The sequence below is a fragment of the Pseudarthrobacter sp. NPDC055928 genome (assembly GCF_042270935.1).
Taxonomy (GTDB): Bacteria; Actinomycetota; Actinomycetes; order Actinomycetales; family Micrococcaceae; genus Arthrobacter.
The window spans coordinates 215,985-232,691 of the sequence record NZ_JBHJZH010000006.1 but is presented as its reverse complement, the minus strand read 5'-3'; the positions used below and the strand labels follow the sequence as shown (position 1 = coordinate 232,691).

15 protein-coding genes and 1 pseudogene are annotated in these 16,707 nt (G+C 65.0%); 10 read left to right on the top strand and 6 right to left on the bottom strand.

Annotated elements, in window-relative coordinates:
• Positions 1-123 precede the first annotated feature (123 nt).
• A complete protein-coding gene (locus ACFC25_RS10630; RefSeq protein ID WP_376045115.1) occupies positions 124-723 on the bottom strand; it encodes a hypothetical protein in 600 nt (199 codons plus the stop codon).
• A gap of 440 nt (positions 724-1,163) precedes the next feature.
• Here ACFC25_RS10630 and dprA point away from each other — a divergent pair, with 440 nt between their 5' ends.
• Both dprA and ACFC25_RS10620 read left to right on the top strand, forming a co-directional pair.
• Positions 1,164-2,072 (top strand): DNA-processing protein DprA, encoded by a 909-nt coding sequence (dprA, locus tag ACFC25_RS10625; RefSeq protein WP_376045114.1) that lies wholly within the window; start codon positions 1,164-1,166, stop codon positions 2,070-2,072.
• 600 nt (positions 2,073-2,672) lie between these two features.
• A complete protein-coding gene (locus ACFC25_RS10620; protein WP_376045113.1) occupies positions 2,673-4,019 on the top strand; it encodes a ParB/RepB/Spo0J family partition protein in 1,347 nt (448 codons plus the stop codon).
• Positions 4,020-4,352: 333 nt separating this feature from the next.
• On the opposite strand, the gene ACFC25_RS10615 is transcribed toward ACFC25_RS10620, so the two are convergent.
• Entirely contained in the window at positions 4,353-4,580 is a 228-nt protein-coding gene (locus ACFC25_RS10615; protein ID WP_376045112.1) for a DUF2188 domain-containing protein, read from the bottom strand.
• 464 nt (positions 4,581-5,044) lie between these two features.
• Here ACFC25_RS10615 and ACFC25_RS10610 point away from each other — a divergent pair, with 464 nt between their 5' ends.
• On the top strand, positions 5,045-5,326 hold the full coding sequence (locus ACFC25_RS10610) for a glutaredoxin family protein (RefSeq protein WP_376045111.1): 282 nt from the start codon (positions 5,045-5,047) through the stop codon (positions 5,324-5,326).
• A gap of 82 nt (positions 5,327-5,408) precedes the next feature.
• Positions 5,409-5,927 (top strand): single-stranded DNA-binding protein, encoded by a 519-nt coding sequence (locus ACFC25_RS10605; protein ID WP_376045110.1) that lies wholly within the window; start codon positions 5,409-5,411, stop codon positions 5,925-5,927.
• A gap of 170 nt (positions 5,928-6,097) precedes the next feature.
• On the opposite strand, the gene ACFC25_RS10600 is transcribed toward ACFC25_RS10605, so the two are convergent.
• Entirely contained in the window at positions 6,098-6,508 is a 411-nt protein-coding gene (locus ACFC25_RS10600; RefSeq protein ID WP_376045109.1) for a hypothetical protein, read from the bottom strand.
• A 319-nt stretch (positions 6,509-6,827) separates the two neighbouring features.
• Here ACFC25_RS10600 and ACFC25_RS10595 point away from each other — a divergent pair, with 319 nt between their 5' ends.
• From ACFC25_RS10595 to ACFC25_RS10580, 4 genes are all read left to right on the top strand, one after another.
• Positions 6,828-7,436, top strand: a complete 609-nt coding sequence (locus tag ACFC25_RS10595; protein WP_376045108.1) for a DNA-binding protein — start codon at positions 6,828-6,830, stop codon at positions 7,434-7,436.
• Positions 7,429-7,695 (top strand): hypothetical protein, encoded by a 267-nt coding sequence (locus tag ACFC25_RS10590; protein WP_376045107.1) that lies wholly within the window; start codon positions 7,429-7,431, stop codon positions 7,693-7,695. Before ACFC25_RS10595 ends, ACFC25_RS10590 begins: the two co-directional genes overlap by 8 nt.
• 88 nt (positions 7,696-7,783) lie before the next feature.
• Positions 7,784-7,993, top strand: a complete 210-nt coding sequence (locus ACFC25_RS10585; protein WP_376045119.1) for a helix-turn-helix domain-containing protein — start codon at positions 7,784-7,786, stop codon at positions 7,991-7,993.
• On the top strand, positions 7,990-8,211 hold the full coding sequence (locus ACFC25_RS10580; RefSeq protein WP_376045106.1) for a chemotaxis protein: 222 nt from the start codon (positions 7,990-7,992) through the stop codon (positions 8,209-8,211). The genes ACFC25_RS10585 and ACFC25_RS10580 overlap by 4 nt, the downstream gene beginning before the upstream one ends.
• A 478-nt stretch (positions 8,212-8,689) precedes the next feature.
• Here the strand turns inward: ACFC25_RS10580 and ACFC25_RS10575 are convergent, their stop codons facing one another.
• Positions 8,690-9,106 carry a hypothetical protein gene (locus ACFC25_RS10575; RefSeq protein WP_376045105.1) on the bottom strand — a complete coding sequence of 139 codons (417 nt, stop codon included), beginning with the start codon at positions 9,104-9,106 and terminating at the stop codon, positions 8,690-8,692.
• Between the two features lie 413 nt (positions 9,107-9,519).
• On the opposite strand from ACFC25_RS10575, the gene mobF reads away from it, so the two are divergent.
• Positions 9,520-13,977, top strand: a complete 4,458-nt coding sequence (gene mobF, locus ACFC25_RS10570; protein WP_376045104.1) for a MobF family relaxase — start codon at positions 9,520-9,522, stop codon at positions 13,975-13,977.
• A 458-nt stretch (positions 13,978-14,435) separates the two neighbouring features.
• Here the strand turns inward: mobF and ACFC25_RS10565 are convergent, their stop codons facing one another.
• Complete coding sequence (locus ACFC25_RS10565) at positions 14,436-15,545, bottom strand: ATP-binding protein (protein WP_376045103.1); 1,110 nt, start codon at positions 15,543-15,545, stop codon at positions 14,436-14,438.
• An 85-nt stretch (positions 15,546-15,630) separates the two neighbouring features.
• Between ACFC25_RS10565 and ACFC25_RS10560 the strand changes: the two are divergent.
• Positions 15,631-15,767 (top strand): annotated as a pseudogene (locus ACFC25_RS10560) (TraM recognition domain-containing protein); the annotation flags it as partial.
• A gap of 669 nt (positions 15,768-16,436) precedes the next feature.
• On the opposite strand, the gene ACFC25_RS10555 reads toward ACFC25_RS10560, so the two are convergent.
• Positions 16,437-16,703 carry a hypothetical protein gene (locus tag ACFC25_RS10555; protein ID WP_376045102.1) on the bottom strand — a complete coding sequence of 89 codons (267 nt, stop codon included), beginning with the start codon at positions 16,701-16,703 and terminating at the stop codon, positions 16,437-16,439.
• Positions 16,704-16,707 lie beyond the last annotated feature (4 nt).

Below are 16,707 nucleotides of genomic sequence, written 5' to 3'. Positions count from 1 at the left end.
GCGCTGCTCCTCGGACAACGTACTTCTTCCATGCATAGAACTGCTCCCCGAAAGTCAGAACTGATTTCTCAGTCCAACTTTCGGGGAGCAGTTCACTATGTGCCGGCTCTTCGTGTTCCCGCTCTACCTTGAGCGCCCTTCGATTAGCAGCCTCACGAGTCCTATGGCTAGTCCAATTGGATCGCCCGACTGATCCAGCAAGGCTTGGGCTCGGGCGGCCGCATCGACCTTCACCACATCCGTGTTGACCAGGGGCGAGGAAAGTGGGTCTATCTTGGGCGGGCCGTCCACCAACACGTCCAACGAAATCGAGGATTGCCTCCGCAACAAAACAGGTGCGATCTCAATGCAATTAGGCGAACACAAAATTGACGGGGTAACCCCGGAAGAGTGTGCCGACACCATCGTCAGGTAGCCGTTTGGAAAGGAGATTCTGAGATTACGCTTGTCATCGAAATCAGCTGATGCAATGTCAGCAGGGCCGATATTCTTCAGCGTAATCTGCACTAGATAGGGATCGGTGACAGGCACCCCTGAGTAAGAGACCTGCAGGACTCCTGGTGCCAAACCTGTCCCAGGCATGAGCTGTACAGCATCCCACGTGAAGAGCAGCCGCCTTCTCCTGGTGCCGTACCTCCTGGCAACGGCGAAGCCAATAACTATCCCAACTACGGCTATAACGATGCCAATCAGCCATAACCACTCATTTTGTCCCCAAGTCATCCGACAATTCTGTGGTACTCAGCCTCACATTCCGCAATCGTGCAGGACGCGTGTTCGCCGGGGCTCACACTGATTCGGGCGTCCGCTGGCGCGGCCGGCTGTTGGGTCCAGGGGCCGCCGTCGCAGAGCTCCGGACCCCCTGGCCCTGTGTGTCTACGACGTTTTTTGGCTGCTGTCCTTCGGATTGTACGTGCCCGTTCCGGCCCCTCTAGCCCCTGTCGTTCCTCCCGGGGCCTGCGCCCCGAAAAAGTCTTCTCCGGCGCTCCTTCGTCGCTGATTTCCTCCGAAGATTTTCCGGGTCTTGCCCTGCGGGTAGACGGGCCTGCACGGGCACAGCTCCGCAAGCTTCGCCAGCAGCCAAAAAACAACGGGGGGAGAAGGGGAGCTGGCCGGTCACCTAAGCCGCCCCACACCCCTCACGTCTCTGCAAGGACAAAACCATGAACGATCGCATTGCACACGCAGCCCTGACCCGCCTGTTCGACCCAAACGACACAGTCGGACGGACCCTTGTTGGCAGGCTCGGCGCGTACGCCGCGCTACGGCTCGCCACCGGCGCCCAACCCGCCCACACCCTCCCGGACGTGACACCCGAAGAACTGGCCGACGCGCTGAAGCGCTGGGCGCCCCGCGTCCCGGATCTGGCCCCGGAGAAGGACCTGGCCACCATCGAACGCCTGGGCGGCGGTTTCCTGATCCCCGGCGACGAGCACTGGCCCACCGGGCTGGACGACCTCTCGGACGCGCCGTTTGGCCTCTGGCACCGGGGCACCATCGGGAACGGAATCCCCGACCCGACCAACTGCGCGGCACTGGCCGGCTCACGGGACTGCACGAGCTACGGCGCGGCCGTCACCGGAGACATCGCCTACAGCCTGGCCCAGCGCGGAATCTGCGTCATCGCCGGACTCGCCTACGGCATCGACGCCCACGCCCACCGCGCCGCACTGGCCGGAAGCACCGGCAACGGACCGGCCACCATCGCCGTCCTGGCCGGGGGACTGGACCGGGACTACCCGTCCGGAAACGCCGACCTCGCGGCCGCGATCCGCGCCAACGGACTCACACTCTCCGAGCTGCCCCCAGGATCCGCGCCCACCCGGTACCGCTTCCTCCAGAGAAACCGCATCATCGCGGCGTTGGCCGGGGTGACCTGCGTCGTGGAAGCACGCTGGCGCTCCGGGGCACTGAACACCGCCCATCACGCCAAAACCATCGCCCGGCACGTCGCTGCCGTCCCCGGCAGCGTCCATAGCGCCAACTCCGCAGGATGCCACCGGCTCCTGAAAGAAGGAGGCGCGGCACTGGTCACCGACGCGGCAGAACTAACCGAACTGCTCGCCAGCTAAACCCACCGGGGTGGCCGGTCTTACGGGGCCGGTCACCGCGGGGCGGTCCGCCGTCGTGGCCAGCTTGTGCTGGTGGTCGCCGGCGGCGGACCGCCAATACCGCAGTAACCAGGTGCCGGGTGGCGGCCGCCGGCGGCAAGCCAGGACTGGCAGTCTCGTTGGGCTGTCCGTGGCCCGGAGCGGAAGGTAGGCTCGCTGGGCTCGCCCTGGTTTGCGCTGCGCTCCAACCAGTTGATGGGCGTCCGCTGGCGCGGCCGGCTGTTGGGTCCAGGGGCCGCCGTCGCAGAGCTCCGGACCCCCTGGCCCTGTGTGTCTACGACGTTTTTTGGCTGCTGTCCTTCGGATTGTACGTGCCCGTTCCGGCCCCTCTAGCCCCTGTCGTTCCTCCCGGGGCCTGCGCCCCGAAAAAGTCTTCTCCGGCGCTCCTTCGTCGCTGATTTCCTCCGAAGATTTTCCGGGTCTTGCCCTGCGGGTAGACGGGCCTGCACGGGCACAGCTCCGCAAGCTTCGCCAGCAGCCAAAAAACAACGGGGGGAGAAGGGGAGCTGGCCGGTCACCTAAGCCGCCCCACACCCCTCACGTCTCTGCAAGGACAAAACCATGAACGCAACACCCACGCTCGAAATGCTCGACCCGGCAACCCTGACCGTCGATATCAACGTCCGGAAGGACGCGGCCCTGACCGCCGGTTTCATCGCCAGCATCAAGGAACACGGCGTGATGGAACCCGTGATCGCCCACCGCAAGGACGACGGAACCGTGCACGTCCTGATGGGCCAGCGCCGCACCCGCGCCGCCGTCGAAGCCGGACGGCCCCTGATCCCGGTCATGATCATCGACTCACCCGAGGAAGCCGAGCGCATCGTCACGCAGGTGGTGGAGAACATCCAGCGCGCCGAACTGACCGAAGCCGACGAAGCCGACGCCTACCACCAGCTGTCCTTGATCGGCGTCTCGGCAGCCGCGATCGCCAAGAAGACCGGACGGACCAAGACCACCGTCGAGAGCGCCCTCAAAGCCAAGTCCACCGAGACCGGGGCCGCCGCCCTGGGTAATGGCTACACCATCGAAGAAGCTTTGATCCTCGCGGAATTTGAGTCGGATGAGGAAGCCACTGCCGAGCTCGAGTCGGTCATCATGGACGAACCCGACATGCTCCTGCATGTCACCCAGCAGCTGCGCGATAAGCGGGACCGCGCCGCCGCGCTGGCGGCACTTAGCGCTGAGCTGGAAGCGGCCGGAACGATTGTTGTTCCGGAATGCGGTTACGGGGAGGACAGTGAAACGCTCCGTGTCACGTCCCTGAAAAGGGCAGACGGGGAACCGGCCACCGACGAGGACGCAAATGCCGTCTACATCGAAACGGACTATCGCGGCGAGCATTCCGCCGTCGCGGTCGTCACGGGCTGGAAAGAACGGGGCTTCACGCTCCGCTACTACAGCGGCTACGGCACGTCATCGGCTCCGAAAGGCCCTATGACTGAGGAGCAGAAGGCCGAGCGGAAGACGCTGATCGAGAACAATAAGCTGATGCAGTCCGCAACTGTGGTCCGGCGCGAATGGGTCAAAAACCTGCTGGCAAAGAAGCAGGCCCCCAAGGGCTGGCAGTACTTCACCGTCCACGCGATCACCCACCACTCCGAAACCGCCAGCGGATACGAGGGCAAGGTTGCCGCCGAGATGGCCGGGGTGAAGTTCGAAGAGTCCAACCAGTGGGCGTGGAATCCGCTCAGGGACCACGTCGCCAAGACGACCGCACGGCCGGAATTCGCACTGATTGCGCTGGTCTGCGCTGGGTATGAAAAGACCATCCAAAAGGACTCGTGGCGCTCACCCAGCCAAACCCACCGGGACTACCTGAACCAGCTGGTCCTCTGGGGCTACACGGCAAGCGAGGTCGAACAGATCATCATCGACAGCGGAGAAAAGGCCGAGACGGCCGGATAGACCACGGCTCCTGTGCCGGGCGGCGCATCCCGAACCCCGCCCGGCACAGGCCCCAGGCCAATCACCGCAGGAAGGCCCGGAACCTTCCAGAATTCGGGCGGTCCGCCGCCCAGGGCGAACCACCGCATCCACTCACCAGCGGCGGACCGCCGTCTGCGCCAGCAGCCAGGAACATAGAACAGGAGCCGCGCTCCAGCAACGAGGCTGGGGCAAGAACGCGGCCATCACTTCAGCTAGACTGATCCATAGATTTCTTGCAGAGAAACCCGAAAGGAGCCGGCACACGCCGGCTCCTTTCCGGGTTAACGGGGAGAGCCGGGCCCCATATTGATTTCAGCCCGGGACGTTCCGGGGATCGTTGCCGTAACTGTTCTTGGAGCCGATCTGGCCATCCTGGTTCCTGATCACTTGCTCCACCTTGTCAGCCTGGGCCGCTTCCCGGCCTGCGGCGACCGCTTCATCCTTGGTGGCGTAGCCGGCGCCGAACGCCCGGCTTGTGCCTTCGCGCTTGTTCTTCCATGCGCCGTCTTCGTAGTACGTCTCGATATCACTCTGGGCCATTAGTTATCTCCCTCTCAAGCGAACTTTCATGAATGGTGCAGACAGCGGAAAACCCCGCAGCACGAGTCAAGTTATGCGGGGTCTTCCTAAGCGCCGGCTCCGCATATTGGGGGTTATGCGGAGAAGCTCACCCAAACCCTAATAGAAAGCAAGCTTACTTTTCAAGACATGGCCATGGACGACCGCGAAGAATCCGGCGACGGGGCGGGTGGCCATCATCCGGCGGGGGAGTGGCGGCTCTTACCGCAGGCTCTATTCCGAGGACCAGGAGCGCGGGGCTAAACGCCCGTCAGCTGACGGACCCACCTGATCAAATCACTGCGGTTAATCTCTAAAAATGACAACAAAAATGCCTAGAATTAGCCATTAAACCTCTATTCATTCAGTTGAATGATTGCTAGAATGGAAGCAGCAAGTCAGGCAGGCGAACGAAACTAATTGAGATACGAAACCAGGTACTGAAAATGACTTCCTCACCCACCGGATACACGGTCTACACCAAACCTGAATGCCCGAACTGCGACAGGACCAAGTCCTACTTCGACGAGAAGGGCATCAGCTATACCGCCGTGGACATCACCGAAGTGCCGGCCGCGCTGGAGTACATCACCGCCGAGCTCGGCTACTCCCAGGCGCCCGTCGTGGTCAATAACTCCGATGACCAGGACCACTGGTCCGGCCTGCGCCGCGACAAACTCGTCCAGGCAAACATGAACCACACCGCACTGGCCACCGCCACCCACTAAGCCCCCAGCTGAGAATCCATCGGCCAGCACTATCCACCGACTCTCATCGCCCATACGCAACCAGCAGACAAGGAACGAAACCATGACCGGCGAAACCAGCATCACCCTGACAGGTAACCTCACCTCGGATCCGGAGCTCCGGTACACAACGGCCGGGTCAGCGGTCGCCAACTTCACGATCGCCTCCACCCCCAGGACCTTCGACCGGCAGGCCGGCGAATGGAAAGACGGGGACACGCTGTTCCTCCGCGCCTCGGTCTGGCGCGAAGCCGCCGAACACGTCGCCCAGTCCCTCACCAAAGGCACCCGCGTCATCGCCACCGGCATCCTGAAGCCCCGCACCTACGAGACCAGGACGGGGGAGAAGCGCACAGTGATCGAACTCGAAGTCGAAGACATCGGCGCCTCGCTCCGCCACGCGAACGTCACCGTCACCCGCTCCCACGGCAGCCGGACGGAACCGGCAAACGAGGCCGAACAGGATGGGCCGCACCCGGCCGACAATCTCACCATCAGCAGCACAGGCTACGCCGACGATGACCCGTGGTTCGGCAAGGACGCCAACCCCGAGGGACTGATCAACGCCGCACGCCGCGACTGACGACGTCAGAGCCGCCGCTTAGCTGACAAGCAACTGAGGACCCCCTTGCAGGGGCCGCCCAGTCACTTTGCTGATCGTCCAGGCGCTGCAGGGCTAACTCTGCAGCGCATCAGGGCTGTAACGAAGCCCAGGACGCGGGTGTGGCAATACCCCCGTCGGGACGGGCGTTCTCAATCCTCCAGTACTGCCCGGGCCCCGGCCGCGTCGTGGAGATCCGGCACGTAGGTCTCCTGCTCCTCGATCTTGCGGCGGTAGAAGTCGTGTGCGGCCTGTTTCGTGATCCCCAGCGCTTCGCCGACCTGACTCCAGGTCGCACCGGCTTCCCTGGCGGATTTCATGACGTACCACCGCCGGGCCGTGAGCAAATCGACCGCCCTGACGTTCGCGCGGAGCGCGTCCAGCGCGGTGGCCTCGGGCAACTGGTCCAGCGCGCCGGCCGCCACCGCGGCGTGCTCGGTGCCTGCGGTCTTCGCGGCAACCTCGCGCCTCGTCTCGGCGCTGTTGAAGGCATCCCACACCCCGATCAGGTCCCGGACATCGCCGGCCGCAAGCGTCTCTTCGACAGAACGTGGCTCATTCATGACGTCAAGATAGCTTGACCTGCCAGCGCGCGTCAAGTCACCTTGACGCGAGCACCGTCCGCGCGCATTCCCTATGCCCCTTCCCTTCTGAGCCTTCCCGTCCCTGGAACTGAAAGAGAGGGGAAGGGGGGATCCTGGCTGGCCCACGCTGATGTTCCCAAGGCCCCGCCCAGCCGCCGCCCGCGCCCTTGGGCCCCACGGGCGCCCGTATGCTGCCGAGCGCGGTGGCCACAGCTGCGGCGGCATTGCGTCCCAGTAGTAGGAGTAGTAGTTTTACTACTACTCCTACTACTATTTCTGGTTTTGAAGGGTCGCCGCCGTGACGTTGAGTGTGAAAGACCGTGTCTTTGCTGCTGCGGAGCAGATCAGTGCGGAGCGCCGCCCAACCGTGTCGACGGTGCGGGCGGCGGCCGGGGTGAGCAACGCCGACGCCACCCGCTATCTGAAGGAATGGATCGAGGAGAAGCAGGCCGCGGGGGGACAGGTCGCGGCGACGCCGGCGGTGCTGCTTGAGCAGGCGGCCCGGCTCGCCGGCGCGGTCTGGGCTGAAGCGTCCGGGGTGGCGAATGAGCGGCACGCCGCGGCCGAAGCCGTCTGGGTGCAGGAGAAGAAAGACCTGAACCAGGAGGTCGCCGAGCTGGTCGCTGACCTGGACAGGGTCACGGGCGAAAAGGAAGCTGCCGCAGCGGAGTCCGCGGCGCGGATAGCAGAACTGGAAAGCCAGGCCGCGGCGATGGGGGAGCAACTTGTCCAGGCCCGGACCGCGGAACGCGACGCGGCGGCCGCCGCGTCCGAGGCCGGCACGCGGGCAGCGGCTGCCGAGGCCAGGGCCGGGGCCCTGCAGGAGGCCCATGACGCGCTGCTGCAGCGCATCACGCCCGAAGCCCCTACTCAGGAGTCAACGCCGGAGGGGAGCCCGGATGCCTAAGGCGAAGAAGGTCGCGGCGTTCACGCCGTACTACACCGAAGAGCAGGCCGGGCAGGTCCGCGCGGCGTTCCTGGCCGCGGGGGAAGCCGAAGGCTTCGCCTCCATCTCCGACCTGATCGTGGCCGGTACGATGCGGGAAGTACGGCGGCTGCAGCGCCGGCACAACGAGGGCCGGAAATGGGATCCGGTCCCGGCCGGGACACTGCGCCCCGGGCAAAGAACACGCGGGGAACTCCAACACCGGAAGGAAGGCCTCTGAGATGGCGCCAAGGACAGGGAAGCCCACGGCAACGCCGGAGGCAGGTGGAAGGTTTTCCAGGATGCTCACGTTCGAGGACGTCAAATAGATCCTGAACATCGGAACGCCCATGCTGTATTCGCTGCTTCGCAGCGGCGAACTGCGGGGCGTGCAGATCGGCGGCCGCGGTTACTGGCGCATCAGCGAGGACGATCTCGCCGCCTACCTCGAGCAGGCCTACAAGGACACTCAGGAACGGATCGCCTCCGGGCAGATCCCGCCCGGGGATGAGGCGGCCGAGGACACGGGACCGGCATGATCTTCCTCTGGTTCATCGCCGGTTTCCTGGCCGTGTTCCTGATCGGCTGGATCATCCATGCCCTCACGCACCCGGTCCTGGCCGGCAGGGGAGCGCTGATCTTCCTGTGCAAGGCCGCCGGCGTCTCCGCAGTGCTCGCCGGGGTGGTGGTGTGGCTGGGACAGGACCTGCTGGCCGCGGTCCTGCCGTTCCTTCTCGCCGGAGCATTCTTCGTCTGAGCGAACCGGCTCGAACTGCGCTGGCACCGGGCGTAAGACATACCCGCGGGAAGGGGCCGATGGCTTGGACCGGTTCGGTCCAAGGTCATCAAGAGGCCCCGCCCGGGGGACTGCTGGCTGTGGACCGGCGCGGACGCCTATGACGGCCATGGCCGCTACCGGATCAGGACGCCGGGCCGACAACAGGCGGTCCGCCCGCAGCGCCACGCGCACGAACTGCTCACCGGTGAGCAGCTGCCGGCCCACGTGATACTTATGCGTGTCTGCGACAATCCGTTGTGCGCCCGCGCCACCGAAAACCAGGACTCACACCTGGTCCCTGGCACCCAGGCGATGCACCTCATCGACCGCTCACACAAAAGACGCCACGCCAACGCCCACTCATGGCCGTTTGGCGCGACCAACTTCGCCACCCGGTCACCGGAACTCCGCGATGCCCCGAAAGAGCATGGCTGGGACGAGTCACCGGCCCCTGATGTCAGGCGTCGACCCGGACGCCCCCACGCTCTTCTGACACGTCAGCACCCTGCCCGCCGTCGCCGGCGGCGTCAGTCTTCTTCGTCTTTGCGGTCGCGATGTCGATGCCGCGGACGAAGGAGACACTCACGTCCAGCAGCTCGGCGATGCCCTGGCGGGTTTCTCCGGTGTCGAGCATCTTCCTCACGGTGACCTTCGCAGCCTCACCCGTAGCCTCCGCGTCCCGCTTGGCTTTCGCGATCAGCTCCGCGGCTTCACGCTCAGCGTCCAGGACCAGCCGCTCCGCTGTCATCTGGGCGGCGTGGTAGTCCGTGGCCAGCGCCTGCAGCGTGGTCTCGCGTTCGCGCCGCTTCGCTGCCAGCTCCTCGGTCTTACGCCGCGCCTGAACGATCACTGAGTTGCGTGCTTTCCCTGCCATTGCTGTTCCCCCCGGGTGGTCCCCTTGATTCGATTGTCGCCACCCATTCTGGCAGAGACCACCGACCCCGCCCGCCTCACGGCTAGACCACGGCGTGCCGCACCCCGCCCGTCCACGACCGTGCGCCCTGGGCGGCCGCCGCGTGGACCGCGGCGCCACCGGCCCGGCCACACCCCGCCCCATGCGGGCCCTTGGACGCGCGGTCACGGACGGCCTGTGCATAACCCGAGCCGCACGAGTACCCACACCTCAAAGCTGACGCTTTTCATGTGGATACTCGCATGATTTCGGATGGACCGAATCCGACGTTTCTCGAACCGGTATTCGCGCGCTCACATCAGCTCAAAACGCCAAATCCAGTCACACCTCTTGCATTTCGAATAAACGAGGCCGATCCCGGTAGGATCGGGGTCATGATGTCGCTGCACGTCCTCAGTGCTGGCACCGGATACCTGTACTACGTGCAGGAGACCGCCAGCGGTGATGAACCGCGCGCTGAAGGCCGCCAGCTCGGGGACTACTACACCGTCGAGGGCCTCCCGCCGGGCCAGTGGCTGGGCCGCGGCACCGCGGCACTGGGCGTGTCCGGGAACGTCACCGAGGCGCAGATGGCCAACCTCTTCGGCCTGGGCCGGCACCCCGAGTACGAGGCCATCCTCGCCGCCGAACAGGGGAGCGGGCTGACGGAGAAGGCGGCTACCAAGGCCGCCGACAAGGCAGCGAAGCTGGGCCGGAAGTACTACGAATACAGCCCCAAGGACAACGCCCTCGCCCTGGCCATCCGCACCCGGGAGAGCGACTTTGAACGCATGCAGCACCGCAAACCAACCGCCGGCGAACGGCACCGGATGCGCTCCACGGCCGCCGCGGTCATGTTCAGGGAAAGCCACGGGAGAAACCCCGTCTCCACAGAGGAACTGGGCAAATACATCACCGCTCAGCTGCGCCCCCAGCAAAGCGCCGTCGCCGGTTTCGACCTGACCTTCACCCCCGTCAAAAGCGTCTCCGTGCTCTGGGCCCTCGGGGACGCTGACACCCGCCGCATGGTCGAAGACGCCCAGAACGCGGCCATCAACGACGCCATCACCTACCTTGAAGACCACGCCCTCGCGACCCGGCTGGGCACCAACGGCATCGCCCAGGCGTCCGTCAAAGGCGGCGTGATCGCCACCAGCTTCCGCCACCACGACTCCCGCCTCGGAGACCCGAACCTGCACCACCACGTCGTCGTGTCCAACAAGGTCCAGGACGCCAACGGCAACTGGAAAACCATCGATGGAAAGCTCCTGCACCGGAGCGCCGTCGCCGTGTCCGAGCACTACAACACCCGCCTGCAGGCCCACCTCGAAGCGGCGGGCATCGACTTCGAAGCCCGCCACGTCAACGGCTCCCAACAACCCGTCATGGAGATCGCGGCCGTCCCCAGGGAGCTCACTGCGCTGTTCTCCAAACGCAGCGAAGGGATCCGCGAATCCCTCACCGAACTGCGCCAGGCCTACGAAGAACAGCACGGCCACACCCCGGACCAGGCCGCCCTGATCAAACTCGCCCAGGCCGCCACCCTCGACACCCGGCCCGACAAAGCCGCCGCGAAAACCCTCGCCGAACACGCCGCCCACTGGCGCTCAGAGGCCCACACGCTGTTCACCGAGAAGGAACTGGCCGCGATCACCTCGGCCCGCAGTATTGCCGAACGGACCCCCGCGACCGGCGTTGACCTGGACGAAGCAGCCAGACAGATCATTACCGCCGTCTCGGACAAACGATCGACATGGACCGTGCAGAACGTCATGGCCGAAGCCAACCGCTGGGCCAAGGAATACGCCTCCGCCCACGGGCCCCTGCCCCCGGGAAGCGTCGAAGCCGTCGTGTCCCGGGGTCTGGTCAACGTCTCACTCCGCCTGACCCCGGACCACGTCCACGGCACCTTCGAGGCCCTCGCCCGCAACGCCGGCACCAGCGAATTCGTCCACCGCACCGACACCCTCTACACCTCCGCGAAAATCCTGCAGGACGAAAACCTGCTCCTCCGCGCAGGCCGGACAACCGTCATCCCCGCAGCCTCCGAGGAGGACTTCGAGGCCGCGGTCGCCGCGTACAACGCAGCCGTCGAAGCGGGGGAGAAGGCCCACCCGCTGGATGCCGGACAGATCGAACTGGCACGCCAGTTCGCGACCTCCCCGGCCCTCCTCGGTATCGGGATCGGCGCCGCCGGCACCGGCAAATCGACCGCGATGGGCCTGGTCCGTGCCGCCATCACCGCCGCCGGCGGCCGCGTCATCGGCCTGGCACCCTCGGCCATCGCCGCCGCCAACCTCGGCGAACAACTCGGCGTCACCGCAGCCACCACCGAAAAATTCCTGCTCATCAACCAGGACACCAACACCAACCAGACCGCCAAAGATGGGGGAGCGGCGGGCCCTTACACGGTGACCCCGGGCACCGTCGTAATCGTGGACGAAGCCGGGATGCAGGGCACCTCCAAGCTCGCCGACATCGTCCGGGTCGTCGAAGCCGGGGGAGGGCTCGTCCGCTTCATTGGCGATGACCGGCAACTCTCCGCCGTGCAGGCCGGCGGCGCGCTGCGCCTGCTCGTGAACGAAATCGGCGCCACCGAACTGGAAACCATCCACCGCTTCTCCAGCCCCGAAGAAGCCCACGCCTCCCTGCTGCTGCGCACCCCGACGGACCGGGAAACAGACCCCTTCGCCTGGTACAAGGACAACGGCCGCGTCCAGGCCGGCGACATCGACACCATCGAAGGACTGGCCTTCGGCGCCTGGCAGACCCGCCTGAACAACGGCGATGCCGCCGTCATCATGGCCCCCACCAACGACAGCGCCCAACGGCTCTCCGAACGCGCCCAGGCCTACCGCATCGCCGCCGGAAACGTCACCGGCACCGGCATCGGAGTCGAACTCCGCGACGGGTCCCGGGCCTGGGCCGGGGACCACATCGTGACCCGCCAGAACAACTCCGAACTGAAGACCAAACGCGGCCGCGACATCGTCAAAAACGGCGACCTCTGGACCGTGAACCAGACCCACACCGACGGCTCGCTGTCTGTTTCCCACCTCGGCCACGGCGGTACTGTCCGGCTTCCCGCCGAATACGTGGCCGAACACGTCCACCTCGGCTACGCCCTCACCACCCACCGGGCCCAGGGCATGACCCGGGACGCCGGGATCCCCATCCTCGATGCCGCCACCACCCGGGCCAACGCCTACGTCGCCGCAACCCGGGGCAAGGACGACAACACCCTCTTCGTCGCCATTGAACCTGGCCAGGACCGCGACAGCGTCCTCGCGGCCATCGCCGCCAACCACGGCACCGAACACGCAGCCCACGAAGCCATGGCCACCGAATACAACCGCATCAACTCACCCCTGACCCTCGCGGACCAATACCGCCACCTCACCGACGAAGCAGACAGCATCCGCATGGCCGCCATCGCCCGCGACGTCCTGGGTCCCGACGCGGACCGTTTCATCACCGCCGAATCATGGGGAGCCGTCGCCACCCACCTCTCCACAGCCGAAACCAACGGCTGGGACCCCGCCGGGCTGCTCCGCACCGCGGCCGGTGAACGCGACTTCGCCACCGCCGATGACCAGTCAGCCGTCCTCGCCTGGCGCGTCGAAAGGATCATCGACAAAGCCCCCGAACTCCTCGCCAAAGCAGGTGAACGGCCGCTCCAGGACCTCACCGACACCCAGCTCGCGGCCATCCGCGCCCAGGCCGAAGACGCCGCCCGGGCGGCCCGCGATATCGCCGCCCAAGAAGGCCCGCACCCGGCCGGGCACTGGACCAACCGCCGCTACGGACGCCTCACCGACGCGGAACTGGAACGCCGCATCTTCACCACCCGCTTCACCGCCCGCGAACAGGCCTCCATCAACGACCCCGCCGCGGCCCGCCGCGGACACCACCAGCTCCGCGCGCTCCAACACGAACACCGCATCCGCACCCAGCAACTCAAAGACACCCAACGCGCCGCCGAAACCATCGAACGCGGCACCCGCACCCCCTACGGCAACGACAACCCCGCCGCCCGGGCTGCCACCCTGCGCGCCGGCGGGCACGAAGCCATCGCCGCCCGCGCCCGCGCTGAGGAACGCCTCCGCACCCTCACCCCCCGCCCCGCCACTGCAGTGGAGGCGCCGGACAGGTTGCCCGAATGGCTCGCCCCCTCACGCGCCGCATTCAGCACCCACCTGCCCCAAACCTGGCGTGAAGAGCTCGAAGCACGACGGACAATCCTCGCCGCGCGAATCGATGAACGCGGCCACCTCCTCGCCGCCGAACCACCGGCCTGGGCCCAGAAGCTCGGGCCCGTCCCCGAACGCCCGGACGCCGCGCAGCAGTGGCGCGACACCGCCGCGCACATCGAACTGTTCCGCGCCCGCTACAACGTCCCCGAAACAGAAACCACCCCCGTGCCCGAACGCTTCAGGGCAGAAGAAGGCACCGGCCGGCAGCTGCACGAACAGGCCGTCACCGTCAGCAAACGCTCCCGCGTCCTGCCAGACTCAGCCACCGACCAGGACCGTGCCCTGGGCGCCCTCAGCGCCGTGGACCGCACCAAAGACACGCACGCCCCGACCACCCCTGCGCAGCAGGCCTCCGACGCGGACCGCCAGGCCAACGGCCAGGAACCTACCGCGATCACACCGCCGCAAACAGAAAAGCCGCGCCTCATGACCCGCATGGAAAAGATGGTCGCCGAACAGCAAGCCCGGAAGGCCGCGGAAGAGAAAACGTCTGAAGCCAAGGCTCCGGAAACTGATGCCCAGCGCCAGGCCAGACTGGCAGCGGAACAGGCCGTCAGGGACCGCCAACACAGCGACCGGTCCAGTGACCTCGACCTGTAGCCGTCGACGTCTGTTCTGGATGGATGACAAGAAATAGCAAGCTATGAGGCCGATGGCTTGGTTGCAGCAAAGAGGGGATGTCCCGGCTGGTGCTGGCCATCCCCTTTTGTGGTGTTTGGTGAGCGGTCCGTACGCCAGTTCTCGGGCTGGACCGGCGCACGTTCGGTCCTGACTCTGCGGCGTCAGCCGGTTTTCCGCCCTCGATTCTGCGTTTCCTGTGAGAGAAGGGCGCAGGGCCCACTCCTGATGAAAGTCCGTAAACCTGGCCCGGCGCAGGAAGACCCTGGCAGCCAGGGCCGGCAATCCCGCGAGGATACCTGCCTTCGCGAGCCTCATGCGGATCCCTCCGTCATGGCATCGCGATCGGTGTCGGGATCGACAACAGTCCGCAGTTGCACCTCCTCCATCCAGCAGATGCTTTCGACGCAGCCCGTGGGACGTCAGAGTGGGCACAAGGCTCAGGATGGAGGATTCTTCCGCAGGTACTGGCGGAGACCAGGAATGGCGTAGCCGACCTTTCCATGTCCAGCAGACTCGATAAGTCCCGCCGCGATGAGCCTGGTGCGATATTTCGCCACGAGCGTCGGCCGCGAACCGGTCCGCTGTACCAGGTCCGCGGCTGTTGAGGTGTTGTCATCCACGGCCATGGCGTGCAGGAACTCCAGGTCCTTTTCGGAGGCTGTGGCGAGTGCCGCTTCGATGACTACACGTTCGTTGCGTCGTACGGCGGCTGCGATGGCTCGGTCGACGGCATCGGAGGAGAGAGACGCATCATGGGTTTCGGCTTCCCTCCACAGGAAGTAGCCAACGAGTTGGATCAGGAACGGGTAGCCTCCGGTGGCAGCGGCTGCCCTGCGCACCAGGTCGGGCGTGATCCCGATTCCGGCGTTGCTGAACGTTTCGGAGAAAGACCTCTCGACATCGCGGACCGCTGCGGCATGGAGGTCGATCTTATCGGCCCGCCGAAGAAACGTCGCCACGCCCTCGTTCAGAAGGTCCGACACCGCGGACGGCAGGCCGGCAAAGATCAGCGCGATGGGTAGCCCGTCCTGGATGAAATGTTGGACATTGGCCGCTAATTGGGCAAGTTCAGCCCGATCGGCGGCGTGAATCTCATCCACGGTAATCAGCAAACCGGTCCCGCGCTCGTCCAAAAGCCTGAGGAGGCTCTCGCCCAGGTCACGCCAGTCCACCTGCCGTTCGGGCGTGAGCTGTGTGGTGAGGCCGAACCCGGCGACCGTCACCGCCGTAATGCGGCGACGGGACTCGGGACCGTCGCCGAGCTCTTGGGCAAGCCGGCGCATCTTTTCCCCGATTCGCCCCATAAACGCTCCCGTGGCGGTCTCGGAGACCACAGCCCACCCATGTTCCCGGGCTACGTCATGGGCGGCTCCCAGCATGACGGTCTTGCCGATGCCCCGGGCACCAGTGAAGATGGAGAGCAGACCTGGCGCACCGGAGCCCAGCCGCAGACCATACGCGAATTCATCCAGAAGCCCGGCCCGGCCGATGACCTCGGGCGGAGTGGCTCCGGCAGTCGGACGGAATGGATTCTCCACGTTGATCATGCCAACAAGTCTACGGGTGAATTTGGGTGAATTTGGTGAATTTGGTAGTTCGGGTGAATTTGGTGAACTCCGAACTGGTCTTGGCGACTACGGCTCCCGGGGCATCAACCTCATGACCATCCTGCAGTCCTGGTCCCAGGGCGTGGAAGTCTGCAACCTCGAAGGAAAGCGGAAGTTCTGGTCAGCATCCAATGTCAAATTTACGGTGGCGGCGTCTCTGAATTCGGGCCATCACCCAACGCCGGCAATTGTGCAACAAGCTGTTGCGCAATTGCCGAAGTACTTCAGCGTGGCCAGCTGTCAGGTTTGAATCTAAGACTGTGCAGAGGACACGTGCAGGAACGGCTTTCCGGACGCTATTCTGACGACCTTTTTACTCCCTGCCTGACGTCAGAATGGGGTGTGCCCAAACTTGGCAAGGAGCAGACGCACAATGTGTGCGCCGCTGGGCTTAATTTCACAATTGCCATCCCGAGTACTGGGCGGACGCGTACATTAACCCGAGTAAGGCAGTGGTGCCTAGAAGGCCTACAAACCAACCCTCGATAGCATCCTTCGCTTTAGCACGCGGCCGCCGAAGTTCATGCGGACGTCGGCGACGAATCACCATTGCATCCTTTGGAGCTACCTCATTTTGTTGCACGCTCTTTTTCCTACAATTGGTTCGCATTTTCAAAGACGCGATTCCCGGTAACTGGCTGTTGGCTCATAGAGGCGCCTTGGATCACCTGGTCACGCTCCACGGAAGAGGCCGAGTCCCAAAATTGATAACACTTGGGATCTTTGACCCGTCAAATGTCGGGGAATTGCAGCGCAACCCTCTCGGTGGATCTTGGGAGAGCTGCCGCTTACATATGAACGGTGGTTGGCATGTATGGCTCCCACTGATGTTCACAGTCGATAGCCCTTGGGCAGCCAGACACACGTGGCTTCATCGTCGTACACCGCGATCCGTCCCCGACCGCCGTCCAGCCAAACCCAAAAGACGGAGGCGTCCCGAGTTCGCTCTTCAACTTCTCCGACTGAAATTGCAGAGGCACCGCGCTGGACTATGACGTAGTGGCCCTCTTCCAATTGGTCCCACTGATTGGACGGAAGCTCCGTGCCCCTCTCGTAGGAGACGGGGGCTAAGAGCTCGCGCTTGTCCAGCGGCGTCATGACG

Bases quoted from the DNA above. Each gene is read 5' to 3' on its own strand.
- ACFC25_RS10630 (WP_376045115.1), bottom strand. From the start codon at position 723: ATGACTTGGGGACAAAATGAGTGGTTATGGCTGATTGGCATCGTTATA.
- dprA (WP_376045114.1), top strand. From the start codon at position 1,164: ATGAACGATCGCATTGCACACGCAGCCCTGACCCGCCTGTTCGACCCA.
- ACFC25_RS10620 (WP_376045113.1), top strand. From the start codon at position 2,673: ATGAACGCAACACCCACGCTCGAAATGCTCGACCCGGCAACCCTGACC.
- ACFC25_RS10615 (WP_376045112.1), bottom strand. From the start codon at position 4,580: ATGGCCCAGAGTGATATCGAGACGTACTACGAAGACGGCGCATGGAAG.
- ACFC25_RS10610 (WP_376045111.1), top strand. From the start codon at position 5,045: ATGACTTCCTCACCCACCGGATACACGGTCTACACCAAACCTGAATGC.
- ACFC25_RS10605 (WP_376045110.1), top strand. From the start codon at position 5,409: ATGACCGGCGAAACCAGCATCACCCTGACAGGTAACCTCACCTCGGAT.
- ACFC25_RS10600 (WP_376045109.1), bottom strand. From the start codon at position 6,508: ATGAATGAGCCACGTTCTGTCGAAGAGACGCTTGCGGCCGGCGATGTC.
- ACFC25_RS10590 (WP_376045107.1), top strand. From the start codon at position 7,429: ATGCCTAAGGCGAAGAAGGTCGCGGCGTTCACGCCGTACTACACCGAA.
- ACFC25_RS10580 (WP_376045106.1), top strand. From the start codon at position 7,990: ATGATCTTCCTCTGGTTCATCGCCGGTTTCCTGGCCGTGTTCCTGATC.
- ACFC25_RS10575 (WP_376045105.1), bottom strand. From the start codon at position 9,106: ATGGCAGGGAAAGCACGCAACTCAGTGATCGTTCAGGCGCGGCGTAAG.
- mobF (WP_376045104.1), top strand. From the start codon at position 9,520: ATGATGTCGCTGCACGTCCTCAGTGCTGGCACCGGATACCTGTACTAC.
- ACFC25_RS10565 (WP_376045103.1), bottom strand. From the start codon at position 15,545: ATGATCAACGTGGAGAATCCATTCCGTCCGACTGCCGGAGCCACTCCG.
- ACFC25_RS10555 (WP_376045102.1), bottom strand. From the start codon at position 16,703: ATGACGCCGCTGGACAAGCGCGAGCTCTTAGCCCCCGTCTCCTACGAG.